Raw genomic sequence first — 18,361 nt, 5'->3', positions numbered from 1 at the left:
AATGTAAAGGACATAATGCGCCCCCCGATACAGGAAGCTAGCATTTCAGTAAAACGGTAAACCTTAAAAAATATAGCCTTTAACTAATTACTCATAGAGACCAAAAACTCCTCATTATTACGTGTACCCCGCATTTTTTTGAGTAGAAAGTCCATAGCCTCTGTAGAACTCATATCGGCCATGATGTTACGCAATATCCAGATCCGCGCCAGCTCCTCTTTGCCAATCAATAATTCTTCATGCCTTGTACCAGAAGCAGGTACATCAATAGCTGGATAGATACGTTTGTTGGCCAGTTTACGATCCAACTGCAACTCCATATTACCCGTACCCTTGAATTCTTCAAAAATTACCTCATCCATCTTAGAGCCCGTATCAATAAGTGCGGTAGCCAAAATGGTCAATGAGCCCCCATGCTCTACATTACGCGCTGCACCAAAAAATCGTTGCGGCTTATGCAATGCATTGGCATCAATACCACCAGAAAGTATCTTCCCAGAAGAAGGGCTAACGGTATTGTGCGCCCGCGCCAATCGAGTGATAGAATCCAACAGAATCACCACATCACGATCACATTCTACCATGCGCTTAGCCTTTTCTAAAACAATATTAGAAACCTTTACATGTCGCTCAGCCTGTTCATCAAAGGTTGAGGCAATCACCTCTGCTTTTACATGCCTAGCCATATCCGTCACCTCCTCTGGACGCTCCCCAATCAAAAGAACAATCAAATAGACTTCTGGATGATTGGATGCAATGGCATTAGCAATCTCCTTTAATAGAACCGTTTTACCTGTTTTAGGCTGTGCGACAATCATACCGCGTTGCCCTTTACCAATAGGAGAAAATAAATCCATAATACGCGTCGAATATTGACTGGCCCCATTGGAAATATGCAACTTATCATGTGGAAAAAGGGGTGTAAGATGTTCAAAAGGAATGCGATTGCGTCCTTCTTCTGTGGTTACACCATTCATATAAATGACCTTTAAAAGCGCAAAATATTTTTCCCCTTCTTTAGGTGGACGTATTTTACCCCGAATGGTATCACCTGTTTTTAGGTTAAATAACTTGATTTGAGAAGGAGATACATAGACATCGTCTGGGCTAGCTAAATAATGATAGTCAGATGAACGTAAAAATCCATAACCATCTTGCATAATCTCCAGCACACCCTCTCCTTCAATAGTGGTGTCCACGTTATTCAGGCTCACTGCCTCTTTTTTATTCTTTTCAAATGCAGGAGGTACTTCCTTTGATTCTTTGACCGTTGAAACAGCAGAACGTTCAGCTACAGTTGATTTTTCTGACTCTGTGACCTCACTGTTTTTACTTTGCAAACTAGGTTCAACCTGCGCTTCCACCGCTCTAGACTTTAGATAAGCCTTCTTAGGTAATACAGATGACGCTACTGCCTTCGGCTGTATAGGTGCAACCAACGTCTCATTGTGTCTTTTCTGAGGAACCTCCGGAAGTACCGCTTGCTGATCCAATATTTTATAAATTAGCTCCTCTTTTGAAAGCGTTTTATAGCTTTTAACTTTAAATCTTTCTGCTATTTCGCGTAACTCAGAAATAAGTTTTTGATTGAGTTCTCCGATATTGTACATGATTGAGTTAGGTGTAAATTTAAATAAAACCCATTAAAATAATATGAATCATCTTAATAACTATTTTTAAAATGATAGCCTCTTGTTAATATATTATGCATTGCCAAACGGCAACAATATCTGCATTAAATATGCATACTGCCTGCTTATTTGTTCTGATTTTGCTTTTTTAAGTCTAATTAAGAATAGTCAAAAACAAGGGTACTTCTGTGCATACAGAATATAGTAATAGCTGTAATAAGGAATGAATATCAATTCAGGACTTCGAATGCAGCCCCATGGCAACCCAATATGAACAAGTATACAACTATAATTTGAAAAAGTCAAAAAAAGCAACACTTTTAATAAAAAAGAGCACAGTTGTTTAAAATGGCGTAGCATTAGCCTAATGTATGCTATATTAGGTTTTTTATGAAGCACGCTGGTACTTTTGTAACGCACATGATGGGCCAACCCTAAATGTATGAGGTGTATATGAAGCTTGAAGCACCGCATCAACCTATCCATGACCAGTGAGTGTTGCAAATAAAGGCTATTGCAAGGTTTAAATGCAAACAGAATGATTGAGCTACACCGTATAAGAACAGATACAAAAACAGTAATAGATGGCCTACATAAAAGGGGGGTCCCGGATGCAGCAGCACGCATAGAGGCCATATGCAAGTTGGATAGAGAAAAACGGTCCACACAATTTCAACTAGACAGCCTAGCTGCCACACTAAGTAGGTTAAACAAAGAAATAGGAGACGCCTTACGCCTACAAGGAGAACCGACCTTATTAGAGTCCAAAAAAAGCGAGGTAACCCGCTTAAAAGAAAGTGGCAAAGCGTTAACGCAAAAGTTCAAGGAAGATACTTCAGCTCTGTTGGCCCAACTCTATACACTACCTAACCTGCCTCATGCAAGCGTACCCATGGGCAGCCAAGCCGAGGACAACCTCATCATGTATACAACACCACCAAGTACCAGAAGCGGATATTTGGCCCACTGGGATTTAGTAAAAACCCACGATCTAGTTGACTTTGAACTGGGCAATAAAATTACGGGTGCTGGTTTCCCAGTATACAAGGGCAAAGGCGCGAAGCTGCAACGGGCTTTAATCAACTTTTTTTTAGATCAAGCATCCAAAGCAGGCTATATAGAAGTTCAACCCCCTATCTTAGTCAATGAAACATCTGCCTATGCAACGGGTCAATTACCTGACAAAGAAGGCCAAATGTATCAGATTCCATCAGAGAAACTATATCTGATTCCTACCGCAGAGGTCTCGATCACCAATATCTATCGTGATACCATACTAGCAGAAACGGCACTCCCCATTAAACATGTAGGCTATACGCCTTGTTTTAGGCGCGAAGCAGGCTCTTGGGGAGCGGATGTACGTGGCTTGAATAGGCTCCATCAATTTGACAAGGTAGAATTGGTACAGATTTGTCATCCTGACCACTCTTATGCCAATCTAGAAGAGATGTTAACCTATGTGCAAGGGTTGGTAGAACAATTAGCGCTACCCTATCGTATTGTAAAACTTTGTCATGGAGATCTAGGCTTTTGTGCTGCTATGACCTACGATATAGAAGTACATTCCATAGCCCAAAACAAGTGGTTAGAAGTAAGCTCAATTAGTAATTTTGAAACCTTTCAATCCAATAGGTTATCACTAAGGTATAAAGATAAAAATAAAAAAAGTTGTCTTTTACATACTTTAAATGGTAGTGGATTAGCCCTTCCACGCATTCTGGCTGCACTATTAGAGTGGAACCAAACCCCAGAGGGGATTCATATTCCAAAGGTCTTACAACCTTATACAGGGTTTACGATCATTCATTAGCACCCCTTCAGCTGGTAGCGTCAACGTAAGGAACATCTATTCTAACACAGAGCTAGAAATGGCTCATGCGTATACGTCGTTGCCACTGTCCGTCAAGTTTTTTTATCGATGGACATAAGCGCTTTAAATGGACGCCATGGAAGCAAACGCCCAACCCTAACATACACCTTCGCAAACCTGTAAGGCTTGATGGGCTGCCTGCACCAATTCTTCTACAATTTTAGCATTTAAATACTTCTTACCAAGTTCAATATCTATGGTAAGCGTTTCTTGGGCCATATATTTTACCTCTTCCAAATGGATATAATCTTTGGCATGGCGCAAATCATAAAGTCGTTCAGCAAATTTAATGCAGAGTATAAAAAGTTGTTCTCGGTTAATAATACGTTTGAGACGGTTACCCACATAGAGGCCACATGGCTCCATCTCTTGACGCTTGTTGACCGCTACAATACTTTCCACAAAGCAATAGACATCCATGCTATAATTGGCTTTAACATAAGCAAGTGGCAAACCTGTATAACGTACCAAACCATACAACAGACTGAAATAAACTGGTCTTGGCTGGTAAGGTACCCACTCTGCGACCAGTTGGGCAATACCTAACGCACGTACATAACACAACTGTCCTGATGCATGCCGTCTAAAACCATAACAACGCCTTACCAATAGAAAAAGCTCATCTAATACAATTGTACGCATATCAGCCAATGTGCAAAGCTTATGATATGCTTTCGTCAACATGGCCATAGACTCTTTAAATTCCTTATAGGTCACAGAAGCATTCGAAGGCGCTATTCTAGCAATCATTTCGTCACGCACAGCAGATACATTACAAGGTATGACCATAAGTATAGGCCTTTTATGAGAAGCTGGAAACTGCAAGTAACCATAATGGGTACGAATGATCCGTTCTATGCTTCGTTTTTCTATACTAGTCCATTCTGATTCTTTCTGCGCCACACTGTGCCAATCAAACTCACTGCCTGCCGTCACATCTTGATAGTAATTTCTAATTTTCGGCAATGCCTCTTCCGGAATAGTCCCATGACCAATGACCAGTGCTATAGCAGGAAACCATGCTTCCCCATGGCATTTATTTTCGGACAGATCCTTTAGCGTATATTTTAAGTAGGTGGTATGCAACCGAATACGTACCAAGCCATCCTTTGAAGCATCTAGATTGGCAATACTTAAAACAACAGGAACCAATAAGCAAATCATCTGGCTGACATCACATATGATCTTTTCAGGCAGCTTAGCATCTTTGGGTTCTATCAACAGCTTGGGCATAGCACGTTCCTTACCTTCCAATTCTAAAGCCATCTCTAACTTCCGAACCAATTCATCCAGACTCACTTCAGTAGGCATCAAGATGATATGATTTTTAGACCTAGCCCGCTGCTTTAAAAAAATATCCCAAATAATAAAATTTTTGGTAATGAGGTCTAAATCTTCCTCATACAACGGTCTATTATCTAAATAGGAGATAAATTGTGTCACCTCTTTCATTACCTGATCTATACAAGCATGGGCTTCCTTTGGATTATTACGAATCGTTTCTAGATCAGCGTATAAGCCAAACTCCGCTTGCCTTTGTTTTTGCTCTTTGATTTGTTTTTCTTGTATTTTATTACTTAGATAGTAGCCATAATGTTTATAACCCGCTAGCTTACGCTTGTTATACACAATAATGAAAAAAATCATTAGACTTAATCCCAGCAAGGATATTAAAAACCCACCTGATTCCGATAATAATAAGTCCATACCACTTCGATATAAAGCGTAAACAATTACCAATAACATAATCAATACTAGCCTTACACTTATACATAAGGGCAGCACGCATAAGATCACAGCCAAATGTGCGACAGATAAAGCTAAAGTAAAAGTAAAGGGAGGTTGGATCTCGCCTGACCAGTTCCAAAGTACATTGACAGGAAGACAAACAACTACACTTATCAACCAACGTCTACCAATTTTCCAAGATGGAATGGCTTGCTTAGCATCAATGGCATAACCTATAAGCGAAATAGCTACAACAAATTGAAATAGATACCAATAGATAAAGCCTCCGCTTACATAATCTAATATAGTAGTACCTATCACATAACACCCTATAAATCCCATTATAGCATCGCTTGGCTTAAGCTTAGCCAATCTTTCTTTCGTAAAAGAAGACCTCAGCAACAACAAAATTAACAGTATAACAAAAGGTAAAATAAATGACATGGAAACTTTGTAATCAACAAACCATCAAACACTAAAATGTATACTAAATTGCCCCCAGTGCGCAAGCAGCAGCCTACCATAGGCCGTACCAAACCATTAATCATACGGTATAAACCTATCCTGGCAACCCTTTTTGCATAAAAATCCTAGTATGTCTGCACAATATACAATAAAAGTCAAGGCATAAAAATAAAGAGGGAAATACTTACTTTTTTTTCAATTAAATTACTATATTTGTAAACACATACAATTTCTGTCCGGTAGTGTAATGGCAACACGTCTGGTTTTGGTCCAGAAGACTCTAGGTTCGACCCCTAGCCGGACAACAGCAACCCGCATAAACACAAATAGATGGTAGGTTTAAATTATAATCGTTGGATAGTAAGCTGGAGCTTTTCTTTTTTTACATTGCTATCCACGCACCATATAGGATTCGCAAAAACGGAAAAAGAGAAAAAAGTAGCTACTGTCTCTCCTACTACACAAAACAAGTCCACTGATACAGATGCGACTGACAAAGCTAGTAAGGCTAAACTGAAAAGTGAGCTAGAAGCGGAGAATGCGCTTGAGCGGGCACGTATTGAGCAACTGCATCTTAAAAAGGAACTTATACGCTTAAATAAGGAGATAAAGGAGCTTCTACTATTGGGCAATGAGATAGAGGACGAAAAGGAGCGGCAAGCGCATACCAAAGCGATGCGTTTACTGAATATGAAAAAAGAAAGGCTAACCATTGAACTAGAGCTAGCGAAAGTTAGATTTATGAAACAAATGGAGCAATGTGATGCCCAATTAATTAAGCTAAGTAAAACCATAGAATTAGAAAAAGGGCAAACGCAGCTACTGCAAGAGAAGAGCCATCGGTTACAGGCAGAAATGGAGGCCTTACAAGCCAAAGCAGCACGTGATAAGCATATTCACAGAAAGCCTATTTACCTAAAAGACCCATTGATTAAGCGGAGTAATACATTGGTCCTCTCCGATCGATGTATTGATTTAAATGGTTGCATTACACTTTGGAAAGCAAATTATATTGTAGATCAAATTCACTATTTTAATAATAAAAATAGTGAATGGCCTATATTTCTGATCATCGGTAATTCTCCAGGCGGATCTGCATGGGCAGGGTGGAATATTTTGCAAGCGATAGAGTATAGTAAAGCACCTGTTTATGTGGTTGTAAAAACATTCGCAGCTTCTATGGCGGCTTTAATTACTACATTGGCTACTAAATCTTATGCTTATCCAAATGCGATCATCTTACATCATCAGCCTCTTTCCGGTGTTTGGGGCAATGTAAGAGAAACAAAGGAGCATTATGAGCACCTTAATGAAGTTTGGAAACGTTTAGGAGGAAGGGTAGCTAAAAAAATGGGGATATCCCTAAAAGCATTTGAGCAAAAGCTCTATGAGAAGTCTATCTATGGAGACTGGCGAGAATATGGTAACCATGCTCAAAAACTTAAATGGGTTGATTGTGTAATCAGTGGTATAAAAAATAGTGCGGTAAGCAGCCTGCCCAACTCAGCTGACTATACTTTTGAAAAATATCTAACAGAATATTATGGTTTCGATACAACGAAACAAAAAGAGCAATCAGAAGAAGCGCACTATTACCATGCCTTAGCACCTCATGACTTTGACTATAGCTACCGGCCTGATAAAAAGGCGCAGATGATAGATAAGCGATAAGTTTTAGGGCTGTTTTAATCTTTCCCCCCTTCTATTTAAGGTAGATAAAACGCACAGGGTTATACCACATCTCAAGTGCAAACATAATTTAAGCATTCAAATATGCCCCAGTGCTAAACGCGTAAGCTACATTTGTAGCGCATAGGGTTTTTGAAAAAATAGGCTAAAAGCCTTGAATTAATGCTTACAATTATCTAAAATATATTTATCTTAGTCTAATTGCTTGGTAAGTTGTTTTAGAAATATCTATTTTACAATGTTACTCACTACACTCTTCCTCATGGCATTACCTTTTGTGCTATTGGTACTAGTAGTGGCTTTGTATCTTACGCGCACTAGGGTTACATCGGAGGAACAGCGTCTAGACCATGCACAATTTTTTAATGAAGTTAACGCACTTCAACAAGCACTTACAGGCAAAAAAAGCCGCATAAACAAAACGTTACAAGCTGCTGCTTTACAAGAACGATTCGATAAGCTAAGGCCGAGTGATGCAATTATTGGCTGTACAGGGTGCTACGTGATCCTTACCACCATACTAGACTACATCAGTGGAGGGCTTACCATCTATTGGTATATATTGCAATTTTTTATAGGTATTTGGTTGATAGGTTATGGCATTGCACCCAAACAAGGAATTCCCTCATGGAAAATTGGTTGCTCGTGGCTCATATGCACCATCTTATGCCTACCTGTTAATGTATTCTGGCATTGGTTTCATCTGCAAGACCCTCAATTTGCACTCACCTTATCTGTAGGGCATCTATCTGCTACTTTATTTGTATTACCTCTGTATATCAGCATCAAGCTAGTATTTGTCACATTGTTGGTAATCTTTTACGCAATCTATAACATAGGGGTAGATCAACTGCTCGCATCAAGCGACTCTTTACTATCTTTATTGGGATTTGGTTTAATCGTTTTTAGCATTATTGTTTACAACAAACGCAAGATTACTGCCTATACACTTTATAACCGTTACTTAAAAGGCCAAGTAACCTCAGAAAAGAAGAACCATAGGCCCCCTCATTCCAACTTACATCCAGACATGGCTGCTAAAACTACAAAAGCTTCAGGATCTTTTGTGGAAAAAGCAATGCAGGAAGTTACTGAACTTATTTCCTATTTAGACAATAGACCACTTTATAAGCAAGATATCCAAAGCATTATCAATAATTTTTTCACTTTTACTACTTTCTTAAAGCAACGCGCCAAGTCTGTAGACCACCTATTACTAACGCCACATGAAATCACGATAGATGAGTTGATGGCTAGGCTAACGTCTGCACTGGAAGCTAAGACCGCACCGGTCCCAAAGTTGATTGTAGAAATAAAAGACAGCACGGTATCTAACAAAATCACATGTGATATCAATCATATACTCCAAGCATTAGTCCCTATCGTCTTACGTACCGCTAACCCAAGTGTAGCAAAGGGTGAATTTGTAAAAATTCAACTACATACTACTTACCTAAAATATAGACAAAAGCATAAACAAAAAGACAAAAATTATTCAGAAATGACCTTTCCAGCTATTGCCATCGTGATCAGCAGGCTACATACCCCTTTAACCATACTACCCCAAATTAAGGGTCATTATGAAGATATTACAGAAGGAAGAGAACTCAAGTGGCACAACAACCAGAAAGACATAGAGCGTATTCATATTGAAAAACGTATAATAGAACGTTCCATTCGCGCCCACTATGGTTACCTACGTTTTCCATTTTCTCAAAAAAGACCTATGCTCATGGTATTGCCTTCTAATGTGGCCACGGTTCGAGATGCAATGATCACCAAGATACTTCCTATAAATGTTCCTGTCACCCAACAAGAAGTTGATCAATCCATGGAGGTGTTTATGAAATCTTATAATCATCTTTTAGAAATATCTGAGGCACGTAAAGCAGTAATAGATGAAATATTACTATTAACCAGAAGGTGCTACGGCTTTAGGCGACATTTATCCGGACAATTCTTATATATCCGTGCAATAGGTATTGCCCAATTGGTTGCAGAATGGATACGATTCTATCCAGAACCCATTTATGTTGCTTTGCTGTATGACTTAACACATTATGCAGATTTACCACTTTCCTATATTAAGGCCAACTACGATTTAAATATTTATTCTTTTATAGAAAGTGTTTTAGCAGTCAACGACCGCCAAGGCATGGAGCCATGTGGACTTTATATCGGTAATGCCCTTAAGCAAGTCATCATTCGAGAACAGCTTTTTGTGCTTTGTATTAAATTAGCTGAACGACTTTATGACCTGCGGCATGCTAAAAGCTATACCCATCTAGATGAGTTAAAATATATGGCTCAAGAAACTCTTGCCATAGATATTGAACTGGCAAAGAAATATTTGAATACTAACATCGTAGAGGCATTGGCTAATGCAGCGGAACAGGCACTACAGGTTTGTGAACAACAATAAAGGATACAAATTTATTTTGATAGGCTAAAGAAGATCAATCTTGACCGATCTGGCCACGCACAAGTTGCTCTAGGCCCTCTTGCAAGGTAATACATGGTGCCCAGCCTAGTGTTTCCTGAATTTTTGTACAATCAAGGGCATAGCGCCTATCTTGGCCTATTCTATCAGCGATGAAACGAATCAAAGAAGTATAAGACCTGTCACTGAGTGGTTTTAAATCGTCTAACATGTGGCAAATCATCGATGTGATTTCAAGATTGGTGCGCGCTTCATTTGCGCCAATATTATACACTTGGCCACTTTGGCCTTTATGCAAAACGCAATCAATCGCCCTACAGTGGTCCTCTACATGCAACCAATCTCGAATACTACTTCCATCTCCATGCAATGCAATAGATTGCCCTTGTAGGGCATTTTCCAAGACCATAGGAATAAGTTTTTCTGGGTATTGATGCGGACCATAATTATTGGTGGAACGAGTAATAACTGTATATAGTCCATACGTATGGGCATAACCCTGTACGATGCATTCCCCTGCAGCTTTACTGGCACTATAAGGGTTACTAGGCGCTAGGGTATCGGTTTCTATATAGGGCCTATGATCTGCATCTAGTGCGCCATAAACTTCATCCGTAGAAATATATATAAAGCGATGATTGGGATACTGTGGTTGACCTGGTGCTTGGAACCAATGGCGATAAGCTGCATGCAACAGATTCCCAGTGCCTTCTACATTGGTCTTCATAAAAAGAAGTGGATCAACAATTGATCTATCTACGTGTGATTCAGCAGCAAAATGAATAACGCCATCAAAGTTAAATTTTTGAAACAACTCCGAAACCAACCAAAAGTTGGTAACATCTCCTGGAACAAAATGATAGTTAGGCCGCTCCTGCAGTGCAAAAGATATACGGGCCGCATAGGTCAGCTTATCTAGATTAACAATATAATAATGAGGATATTTTTTTAAAAAAAATTGAATACAATGTGAACCTATAAAACCAGCTCCACCTGTTATCAATAACTTCTGCATAGATGCGCGCTTTACTGTATCTGTCGTTCACGTTACTTGGTCAATGCTACAGCCTATCTATTTCAGCCACAAGCGGAGTAGGAGGGATTCGAACCCCCGGTACCTTATTCAGGGTACACCCGTTTTCGAGACGGATACCTTCAACCACTCAGACACTACTCCAACAACTATACGGATCATCTAATCGGATTATCTCTGCTTATTTGAGTACGCGTTTAGCAAACCGTATCACGCTATACAATACATGAGGATGACTCAACATAGCCTTATTCCTTGGAACAGGTATCCCCAAAACATGGGTACTATGAAAAGCATCTTTAATCAATACTCTTTTAAATTTTTTATTGACCTTAGGCACAATATTCAGTGCATGCTGACTATAAAGTGGAATCTGCATATCATGGTGATCCGTAAGGTTAGGATACTTTGTGCCCACTACAAAAAAAGTATAGATATTATTTAAATCTTTAAACCGAAACGCCCCTTTCTTATTAAGCAGTGCTCTAAAATCACTTTGCCCTCCTCCTATCGCTAGGATATCCAATGTTTCATCACGAAGCGACGTTTTAACCTCAGATAACCAATCACTATCTTCCATCAAATCTTTACCTCCAGGGCAAAGACATACCGCTTGGTTCGCCTGTACGTTCGCCATAAGCTGTTCCTCAAGATATGTTTTAGGATGACCAAGGCTTAACGACAATGTAGAGAGGTCATCTAAAATAGGTTTGTTCAAATGATGTGCGAGCATAGCGGCATCTACCCTAGCACCAGGAACGCCTTCCCATGGGGTACCTAACGCAACCAACCCCTTTATATTTAAACGGTCTTTATTTGCCTGGAAAAACGCATAAGCAGTTTGCGCACCCATACTATGGCCTACCAACAGAATAGATCTATCATATAAAGACTCTACTTTACTGGCCAGTTCTTTAAAGCTAGCTTCAGCTTGTTCTTTTATAGAAAGATGTATACTTTGCATACCTTCCATACTAGTCAAAGCAACCATAGAAGCAGTAGGCAACGCCTGCTCCAGCGCCTGCTTCATCGTATCAAAACAAGCAGCACGATTGCCTAACCCATGAAATAGGACCACTAGCTCACCCTGATTTTTAACTGACTTTGCTTGAACAAAGCCTGGAGCAAACAATAAACAAAAGGATATCAGTCTAAATATAGAAAAGATGTATGACATAAGCGTATAAAGATAAAGTTATATAGGGAATCAACCCACATCACAACAGCACTACTAAAAAAATTGACCTAAAAAATAATAGGCATAATTAATAAGAGCAAGTGCTCCTGTTTATTTTGGACTTTAGGAAAAATTAACACCGCTTTATTAGCCCCCCAGAAAAAGAATTCTACCTCTTCTGTTAGGATACTGGTCAACATATCTAATAAAAGCTTGGCATTAAATCCTATTTCTAAAGGCAACCCTTCATATGTACAAATAAGTTGTTCTTGTGCTTCATTAGAAAAGTCTAAATCTTCTGCTGAAATAGTCAATTGATTGTCTACAAGATTCAACTTGACCTGATGGGTAGCCTTATTCGCATAAATAGCGGCACGCCTAAGCGCACTCACCAAGGCAGGTCTACTGATGGCTAGCTTACTGGTATGTTCCTTAGGAATCACATTTTCGTAATCTGGATAACGTTCATCCACCAATCTACTAACCACACTAATGTTACCGATACTAAATTGGATTTTATGGCGATCAAACATAAAGCCCACTTGCTTATCTCTACCACTCAATAGACCATTCAAAAGTAACAATGCTTTTTTAGGCACAATAATAGGGCTCTGGGTAGATGCTGAGAGATCTTCACGAATATAACGAACCAACCGATGACCATCTGTGGCCACAAAAGTAGCCATAGCATGGGTTAATTCTATATATAGACCAGACATAGCAGGCTTTAACTCATCATTACTCGTAGCAAATAAGGTTTTCTGTAAAATATTTTTCAACACCTCCACTTCTACCTCTAGCGTTATTCCATCCTCTAAAGTAGCAAGCTGCGGAAAATCATTCGCACTCTCTCCTGCCAATTTATACTGCCCGCTATCAGATTGAATAGAAACGGTATACGCATTTGGATTAATTTCCAATCTAATAGGCTGTTCTGGAAGATGCTTAACGGTATCCAGCAACATACGCGCAGGTATGGCCACACTTACTTGCGCATCTGATTGAATCGCCAAAGCAGCGCTAATAGAGGTCTGTAAATCTGATGCTGTAACCACCAAACGATTATGATCTATCTGAAAAAGAAAGTTTTCTAAAATTGGAACAACTGGATTACGGGTGATAACCCCACTAATGGCAGTTAGCTGTTGTGACAGCAAAGCTGATGATACCGTGAACTCCATAGTTATTTTTTTTGTGCTTTGAACATGTGGGCTGCTGCTATCCAAGAAACCTTTACTTGATCTTTCTGATCATTTTATTGACTGGATTCGTAACCATTTCCATTTGGATACCTTAACAAGCAAAAGACCTACACGCCAAGCCTACTGATACGGTCCGCTTAACATTAAGTTTATAAATGAATGCAATTTAATAAAAAAAGTTAAAAGGTTTTATTTTTGTCTATTTAAAGCGTACATCTATTTTATTTTTATATGCAAAAGTGAAGCCCCCATTTCGTCAAACAACCTGCCGCTATATTTTGTATACTACAAAAGAGGGAAATGGTTATTTATTGCCTTTCTTTTCCAGTACAATAAATTTATAATCATAAGGATTTTTCGCATCTGCCTTAAAAGAACGTATATCACGTTCCACCCATTCTTCCCCTAGTGGAGGGAAATAGGTATCCCCTGCTACAAGAGCATGAATTTTTGTCAAATAAATTCTATGCGCCATAGGCAAAGTTTGGATGTAAATTTTTTCCCCTCCAATAACAAATAGCTCCGATTCGCCTTGGGCCTTTGCCAAGCTTATCGCTTCTTCGATACTGCGTACCACATGATAGCCCACAGCCAATTGATCCATTGTTGAACTAACTACTATACTCACCCGACCGGGTAAAATACGCCCAATGGAACGAAAAGTATGGCTACCCATTACCAAATGATGCCCCAGGGTACGTTGTTTAAATTCTTGTAAATCAGCAGGAAGATGCCATGGCAGCTTATTTTTCTTGCCAATAACGCTATTTAATGATAACGCAACAATAAGAGATATAACCATAGTGCATGTAAAATAGCCAAAATAAAACAATTTATTTTGATTTATTCAACCAACACTACTATATTTGTTCCAATCCAAGTGGTTGCACCGGGTAATTGTACTTTTAAATAAGGGGGATTAGCTCAGCTGGTTAGAGCACTTGCTTTGCAAGCAAGGGGTCATCGGTTCGAATCCGATATTCTCCACATATACACTAACAACCTTGGATAGATCAAAGACTGTGGAGCCATTCTCTAAAAACTGATGTTTCCAATTTTGAAGCGTTTGGCTAGTGACGCCATGTTTGGACGACAGCTCAACTAGCGTTAAATCTTCTTGTAGCAAAGCTAATACTATTTTAGTCTTCTCTTCCGAACTAAAATACCTGATATCTTCTCTTCCCATCTGAGTAATTTATTTTATGACTCTAAAACTAAACTATACGGAAAATAAAGTAAAAACTTTTTGTCCTATTTTTTCAGTCCAGTATAACATTCAAACCAATTAAAACTAAACAATAGATAAGGTATAAACAACGATCAATCAATGGATGATTCTATATAAAAACCTATATTTGTGCATATAGAAATTGATTTTGTAATTATATGATAAAAATACGCACCGATTCTGAGCTAAAATTATTGCAACGAGCGGGTCATATTGTAGCGCTTTGTCATGATACTTTAAAAAATGCTATTCAACCAGGTGTGCATAGCCTTGCCTTAGATGCAATAGTCGAAGAAATCATCCGCAGTAATGATGCAGAGCCTATATTTAAGGGGTATCGTGGCTTTCCAAATGCTACTTGCATCTCGATTAATAATGGTGTAGTGCATGGTATACCCAGTAAGCGCCCCCTACAGGAGGGGGACATTGTGGCCATTGATATAGGTGTAAAATACAAGGGTTACATCGGAGATAGTGCTTGGACCTATCCTGTAGGGAAGATCTCTGATACGCAAAAATTTTTATTAGCGCACACTGAGAGAGCTTTATGGGAAGGACTCCGTGTCATTAAAGCAGGCATTCACCTTTCTACCATTTCTCATGCTATAGGTCAATACGTTACACAACATAAACTTAGCATTGTGAAGGAATTGGGCGGACACGGTGTGGGTACTATGCTGCACGAACCACCGCAGATTCCCAACTATGGAAAGCCCCACCAGGGACCTATTTTAAAAGCGGGCATGGTATTAGCTATAGAGCCTATCGTAAACCTTGGTCATCCAGCTATTAAAACTTTACAAGATGGTTGGACCATTGTCACGAAAGATGGAAAAGATTCTGCCCACTTTGAGCATACCATTGCTGTGGAAGAAGAAGGCTATAGGGTTTTAACTACTTTAATGGCAGACGCTGGGCAATAGGCCCCTATGCTCCTCTAATAGAGCATACCATTTTAAAAGTGCCCATCTAAAAAGTAATTTTTACTGATTCAAGCTATGAGACAGAAGCGCAAGCGTTTTGCAGCCAATAAATGGCTGGAACAGCTTATAGAACCAGAAAAAGCCATCTATAACCATATCAAAGGAGTATGGCATGCTTTATATTTTCACAACAACCATCCCATTACACTAGAAGTTGGTTGCGGCCACGGTGCCTATACCATTGGATTGGCTAAAGTATTTCCAGAAAGAAATTTTATAGGAATTGATATCAAGGGAGACCGGCTCTGGAAAGGGGCACAAGAAGCAAAAGCATATGGCTTAAAAAATGTTGCCTTTCTACGTGCGCAAGCCACCCATCTACTGGATTTTTTTAAAGAAGATGAAATAGCCGAGGTGTGGCTCACCTTTCCAGACCCTAGACCTAAAACCAGGGATATAAAACGTAGACTCACCAGTCCACGTTTTTTAAAGCTATATGAAACAATAACGATACAAGGAGGGCGCGTGCACTTAAAAACCGATAGCAGCTTGCTGTTGGGCTATACCTTAGATGTGCTCCAACAGCAAGGGATAGCACCATGTGACTATACAAAAGATGTATATGGTTCTACCTTAATAGATTACCATTTTGGCATTCAAACCACCTATGAAAAGCGATTTATAGCACAAGGAATTCAGATTCATTATCTATGCTTTACACTAAAATAAGGAATGGTTATACCTACCTTTCTATCCAAAAAAAAGTTGGCAAAAAATCAACCAACCATCTATTTTATCTATTATATTTGCCTTAGCGTATATGTTCAGCGCAGTTGGTTTTTATTAAGTATCTGTTCCAGTCACTGGTTTTTTGCGTTAAAAGAAAAACGCCTCTGTAAAAAGTCGCGGTGTAGCAAGTGGCATTATACAGATGATTAGGCAAAACAGTTTGCTTTGAAGCCCCATAGGGCACTTTTTTTCCATCTGTAGGATGACACTTTCAGCGACTTTTTACCGAGGGCTTGATTTTTTGTCCACTTTTTTATCAAGAAAAAAATGGGATAAAATGCATTATGAACCAGTATCGTGAACAGATACGCCTTAGCTACCTAGCAACCAAAATCCATAGAAACACATATGGCCACAAAAGATATCGTATATATTGCACTATTTGCTGGGATATTTGCTGCATTAGCCGTCATACCTCCCCTATTATTCGTACCCCCAGTGCCCATAACCGCTCAATCTTTAGGCCCTATGTTAGCCGGTAGCATTTTAGGCGCTAGGCGAGGTGCTTTAGCCGCTCTGTTATTTATAACCATCATGGCCACTGGCCTGCCTATTATGGCCGGTGGCCATGGCGGCGTAGGTGTGATCATGGGGCCATCTGGTGGGTTTATACTTAGTTTCCCGGTTTCTGCCTATATAATTGGCTTATTATTTGAAATAAATTGGAATAGATTGAATCTAGCTTGGGCCTTTATATACATCCTATTGGGCGGCATCATTGTGCTCTACATTTTTGGTCTATTCTGGATTAGCATCCTATTTGACGTTCAGCTCTACAAAGCTTTTTTATCTTCTTGTATATTTATTCCAGGGGATATGATTAAAGCTACCATTGCAGCTACTACTGCAATGGTTATTAAAAGAACGTATCCTTTGATGTAAGGTTAGGCCATACCAACGATAGAAGATGATAAAAATAGAAAATGTAAGTGTTGTCTTTGACCATTTTTATGCTTTAAAAGGTATTAATATTACATTACATGAAAAAAGGATTGGCATTATAGGTTCAAATGGCAGCGGTAAAAGTACATTTGCTAGGCTTATCAATGGGCTACAGCTTCCATCTGAAGGGAAAGTAGCAATAGATCACCTATCTACTTGCAAACATGGTAAAGCTATTAGACGCAATGTAGGATTTATTTTTCAAAATCCTGACCATCAAATTATCTTTCCAATCGTAGAAGAGGATATTGCCTTTGGGCTTAAAAACATGGGTTATAGCAAAGAACAGGTAGATCAGTCCATTCATGATTTGCTGACTACCTATGGTTTGGGGCACCTAAGATATAGTAAATCCCATTTGCTGAGTGGTGGTGAAAAACAGCTGCTAGCCATTCTGTCTGTTCTAGTTATGATGCCTAGCTATATTGTATTGGATGAGCCAACTACGCTGTTGGATCTAAGAAATAAGAAAAAAATAGTTCAAGTCATAGACCAACTTCCCCAAACCATTCTAATGGTCACACATGACTTAGATCTGCTGGCTGATTTTGACCGCGTACTGGTTTTTGAGCAAGGATGCTTAGTAGCAGATGCCCCCCCTTCTGCCGCTATAAAAGCCTATCAAAAGTTGGTATATAGCCAATTGTACCATGAATAAGCAACCGTTTTATAGGATAGCCCCTAAATGGAAATTAATGTTGCTGATACTAGTAAGCAGTCTATCGTTTAGGCTATATGATTGGCGTTTTTACCTCATCAATTTAAGCAGTACCCTTGCTTTAAGTGGGTTGATGCATATCTCTTATCGTCAACTATGTAAACCCATAGGCACTTGCTTTTACCTATTGATAGTGAGTTTTTTGATGCATACCTTTTGGGGAGAGTGGATAGATGGGATCAAGGTTGTACTTAGAGCTTGTAACATTGTCCTGTTTGCTTCATGGATCCTATTGACCACATCCTATTTAGATATCATTGAGGGATTAGCTACCTTATTAAAGCCATTAGCATATGTGGGGATAAAGCCTGCTAAGGTTAGCCTTGCTGTTACACTAGCCATACGTTTTATGCCAGTGATTCATAATACTTTCAAGGAAATAAAGATGGCGCAAAAAGCAAGAGGCATAGACAAAAGTTTTATTACCATACTTATCCCTGCGCTTATAAAAACCATCAAAATGGCAGATGACATAGCAGCAGCTATAACGGCTCGCTCCTGGGAATAACCTCATTAGCATGGATAA

At 39.3% G+C, this 18,361-nt stretch carries 14 protein-coding genes, 3 tRNA genes and 1 pseudogene; 10 read left to right on the top strand and 8 right to left on the bottom strand.

What is annotated here, in order from left to right; genetic code table 11:
• Positions 1-83: 83 nt before the first annotated feature.
• The gene (rho, locus tag CE557_RS03020; RefSeq protein ID WP_114910127.1) at positions 84-1,610 is read right to left on the bottom strand and encodes a transcription termination factor Rho; all 1,527 of its coding nucleotides are present in this window, start codon (positions 1,608-1,610) and stop codon (positions 84-86) included.
• A gap of 559 nt (positions 1,611-2,169) precedes the next feature.
• Between rho and serS the strand changes: the two genes are divergently transcribed.
• A complete protein-coding gene (gene serS, locus CE557_RS03010; RefSeq protein WP_114910125.1) occupies positions 2,170-3,441 on the top strand; it encodes a serine--tRNA ligase in 1,272 nt (423 codons plus the stop codon).
• 156 nt (positions 3,442-3,597) lie between these two features.
• Here the strand turns inward: serS and CE557_RS03005 are convergent, their stop codons facing one another.
• The gene (locus CE557_RS03005) at positions 3,598-5,673 is read right to left on the bottom strand and encodes a TgpA N-terminal domain-containing protein (RefSeq protein WP_114910124.1); all 2,076 of its coding nucleotides are present in this window, start codon (positions 5,671-5,673) and stop codon (positions 3,598-3,600) included.
• A gap of 254 nt (positions 5,674-5,927) precedes the next feature.
• Between CE557_RS03005 and CE557_RS03000 the strand changes: the two genes are divergently transcribed.
• From CE557_RS03000 to CE557_RS02990, 3 genes are all read left to right on the top strand, one after another.
• Positions 5,928-5,999 (top strand) — tRNA-Gln (locus CE557_RS03000).
• A gap of 25 nt (positions 6,000-6,024) precedes the next feature.
• Positions 6,025-7,365, top strand: a complete 1,341-nt coding sequence (locus tag CE557_RS02995) for an ATP-dependent Clp protease proteolytic subunit (RefSeq protein WP_114910123.1) — start codon at positions 6,025-6,027, stop codon at positions 7,363-7,365.
• 280 nt (positions 7,366-7,645) lie between these two features.
• Positions 7,646-9,805 carry a hypothetical protein gene (locus CE557_RS02990; protein ID WP_162789973.1) on the top strand — a complete coding sequence of 720 codons (2,160 nt, stop codon included), beginning with the start codon at positions 7,646-7,648 and terminating at the stop codon, positions 9,803-9,805.
• A 34-nt stretch (positions 9,806-9,839) separates the two neighbouring features.
• On the opposite strand, the gene rfbB is transcribed toward CE557_RS02990, so the two are convergent.
• The 5 genes from rfbB to CE557_RS02965 form a co-directional block, all read right to left on the bottom strand.
• On the bottom strand, positions 9,840-10,838 hold the full coding sequence (rfbB, locus tag CE557_RS02985) for a dTDP-glucose 4,6-dehydratase (RefSeq protein WP_114910121.1): 999 nt from the start codon (positions 10,836-10,838) through the stop codon (positions 9,840-9,842).
• A 73-nt stretch (positions 10,839-10,911) separates the two neighbouring features.
• Positions 10,912-11,000: transfer RNA gene (locus tag CE557_RS02980), tRNA-Ser, on the bottom strand.
• A gap of 37 nt (positions 11,001-11,037) precedes the next feature.
• Entirely contained in the window at positions 11,038-11,988 is a 951-nt protein-coding gene (locus CE557_RS02975; RefSeq protein ID WP_162789972.1) for an esterase/lipase family protein, read from the bottom strand.
• Positions 11,989-12,101: 113 nt separating this feature from the next.
• Entirely contained in the window at positions 12,102-13,214 is a 1,113-nt protein-coding gene (gene dnaN / locus CE557_RS02970) for a DNA polymerase III subunit beta (RefSeq protein ID WP_114910119.1), read from the bottom strand.
• Positions 13,215-13,539: 325 nt separating this feature from the next.
• Complete coding sequence (locus CE557_RS02965) at positions 13,540-14,037, bottom strand: dihydrofolate reductase (RefSeq protein WP_114910118.1); 498 nt, start codon at positions 14,035-14,037, stop codon at positions 13,540-13,542.
• A gap of 111 nt (positions 14,038-14,148) precedes the next feature.
• Here CE557_RS02965 and CE557_RS02960 point away from each other — a divergent pair.
• A tRNA-Ala gene (locus CE557_RS02960) sits at positions 14,149-14,222 on the top strand.
• Positions 14,223-14,235: 13 nt separating this feature from the next.
• Here CE557_RS02960 and CE557_RS02955 read toward each other — a convergent pair.
• Positions 14,236-14,421 (bottom strand): annotated as a pseudogene (locus tag CE557_RS02955) (transposase); the annotation flags it as partial.
• A gap of 200 nt (positions 14,422-14,621) precedes the next feature.
• Here CE557_RS02955 and map point away from each other — a divergent pair.
• The 5 genes from map to CE557_RS02925 all read left to right on the top strand — a co-directional run bounded on the left by map (position 14,622) and on the right by CE557_RS02925 (position 18,343).
• On the top strand, positions 14,622-15,386 hold the full coding sequence (gene map, locus CE557_RS02950; protein ID WP_114910117.1) for a type I methionyl aminopeptidase: 765 nt from the start codon (positions 14,622-14,624) through the stop codon (positions 15,384-15,386).
• Between the two features lie 75 nt (positions 15,387-15,461).
• On the top strand, positions 15,462-16,115 hold the full coding sequence (gene trmB / locus CE557_RS02945) for a tRNA (guanosine(46)-N7)-methyltransferase TrmB (RefSeq protein WP_114910116.1): 654 nt from the start codon (positions 15,462-15,464) through the stop codon (positions 16,113-16,115).
• 408 nt (positions 16,116-16,523) lie between these two features.
• Positions 16,524-17,057 carry a biotin transporter BioY gene (locus CE557_RS02935; protein WP_114910114.1) on the top strand — a complete coding sequence of 178 codons (534 nt, stop codon included), beginning with the start codon at positions 16,524-16,526 and terminating at the stop codon, positions 17,055-17,057.
• Between the two features lie 25 nt (positions 17,058-17,082).
• The gene (locus CE557_RS02930; protein WP_114910113.1) at positions 17,083-17,775 is read left to right on the top strand and encodes an energy-coupling factor ABC transporter ATP-binding protein; all 693 of its coding nucleotides are present in this window, start codon (positions 17,083-17,085) and stop codon (positions 17,773-17,775) included.
• A complete protein-coding gene (locus CE557_RS02925) occupies positions 17,768-18,343 on the top strand; it encodes an energy-coupling factor transporter transmembrane component T family protein (protein ID WP_114910112.1) in 576 nt (191 codons plus the stop codon). Before CE557_RS02930 ends, CE557_RS02925 begins: the two co-directional genes overlap by 8 nt.
• The last annotated feature ends 18 nt before the right edge of the window (positions 18,344-18,361 follow it).

It is taken from the genome of Cardinium endosymbiont of Sogatella furcifera (genome assembly GCF_003351905.1).
In the GTDB taxonomy this organism is placed as follows: domain Bacteria; phylum Bacteroidota; class Bacteroidia; order Cytophagales; family Amoebophilaceae; genus Cardinium.
The sequence above is the reverse complement of the archived record's forward strand: the minus strand, read 5'-3'. Positions and strand labels throughout refer to the sequence as shown.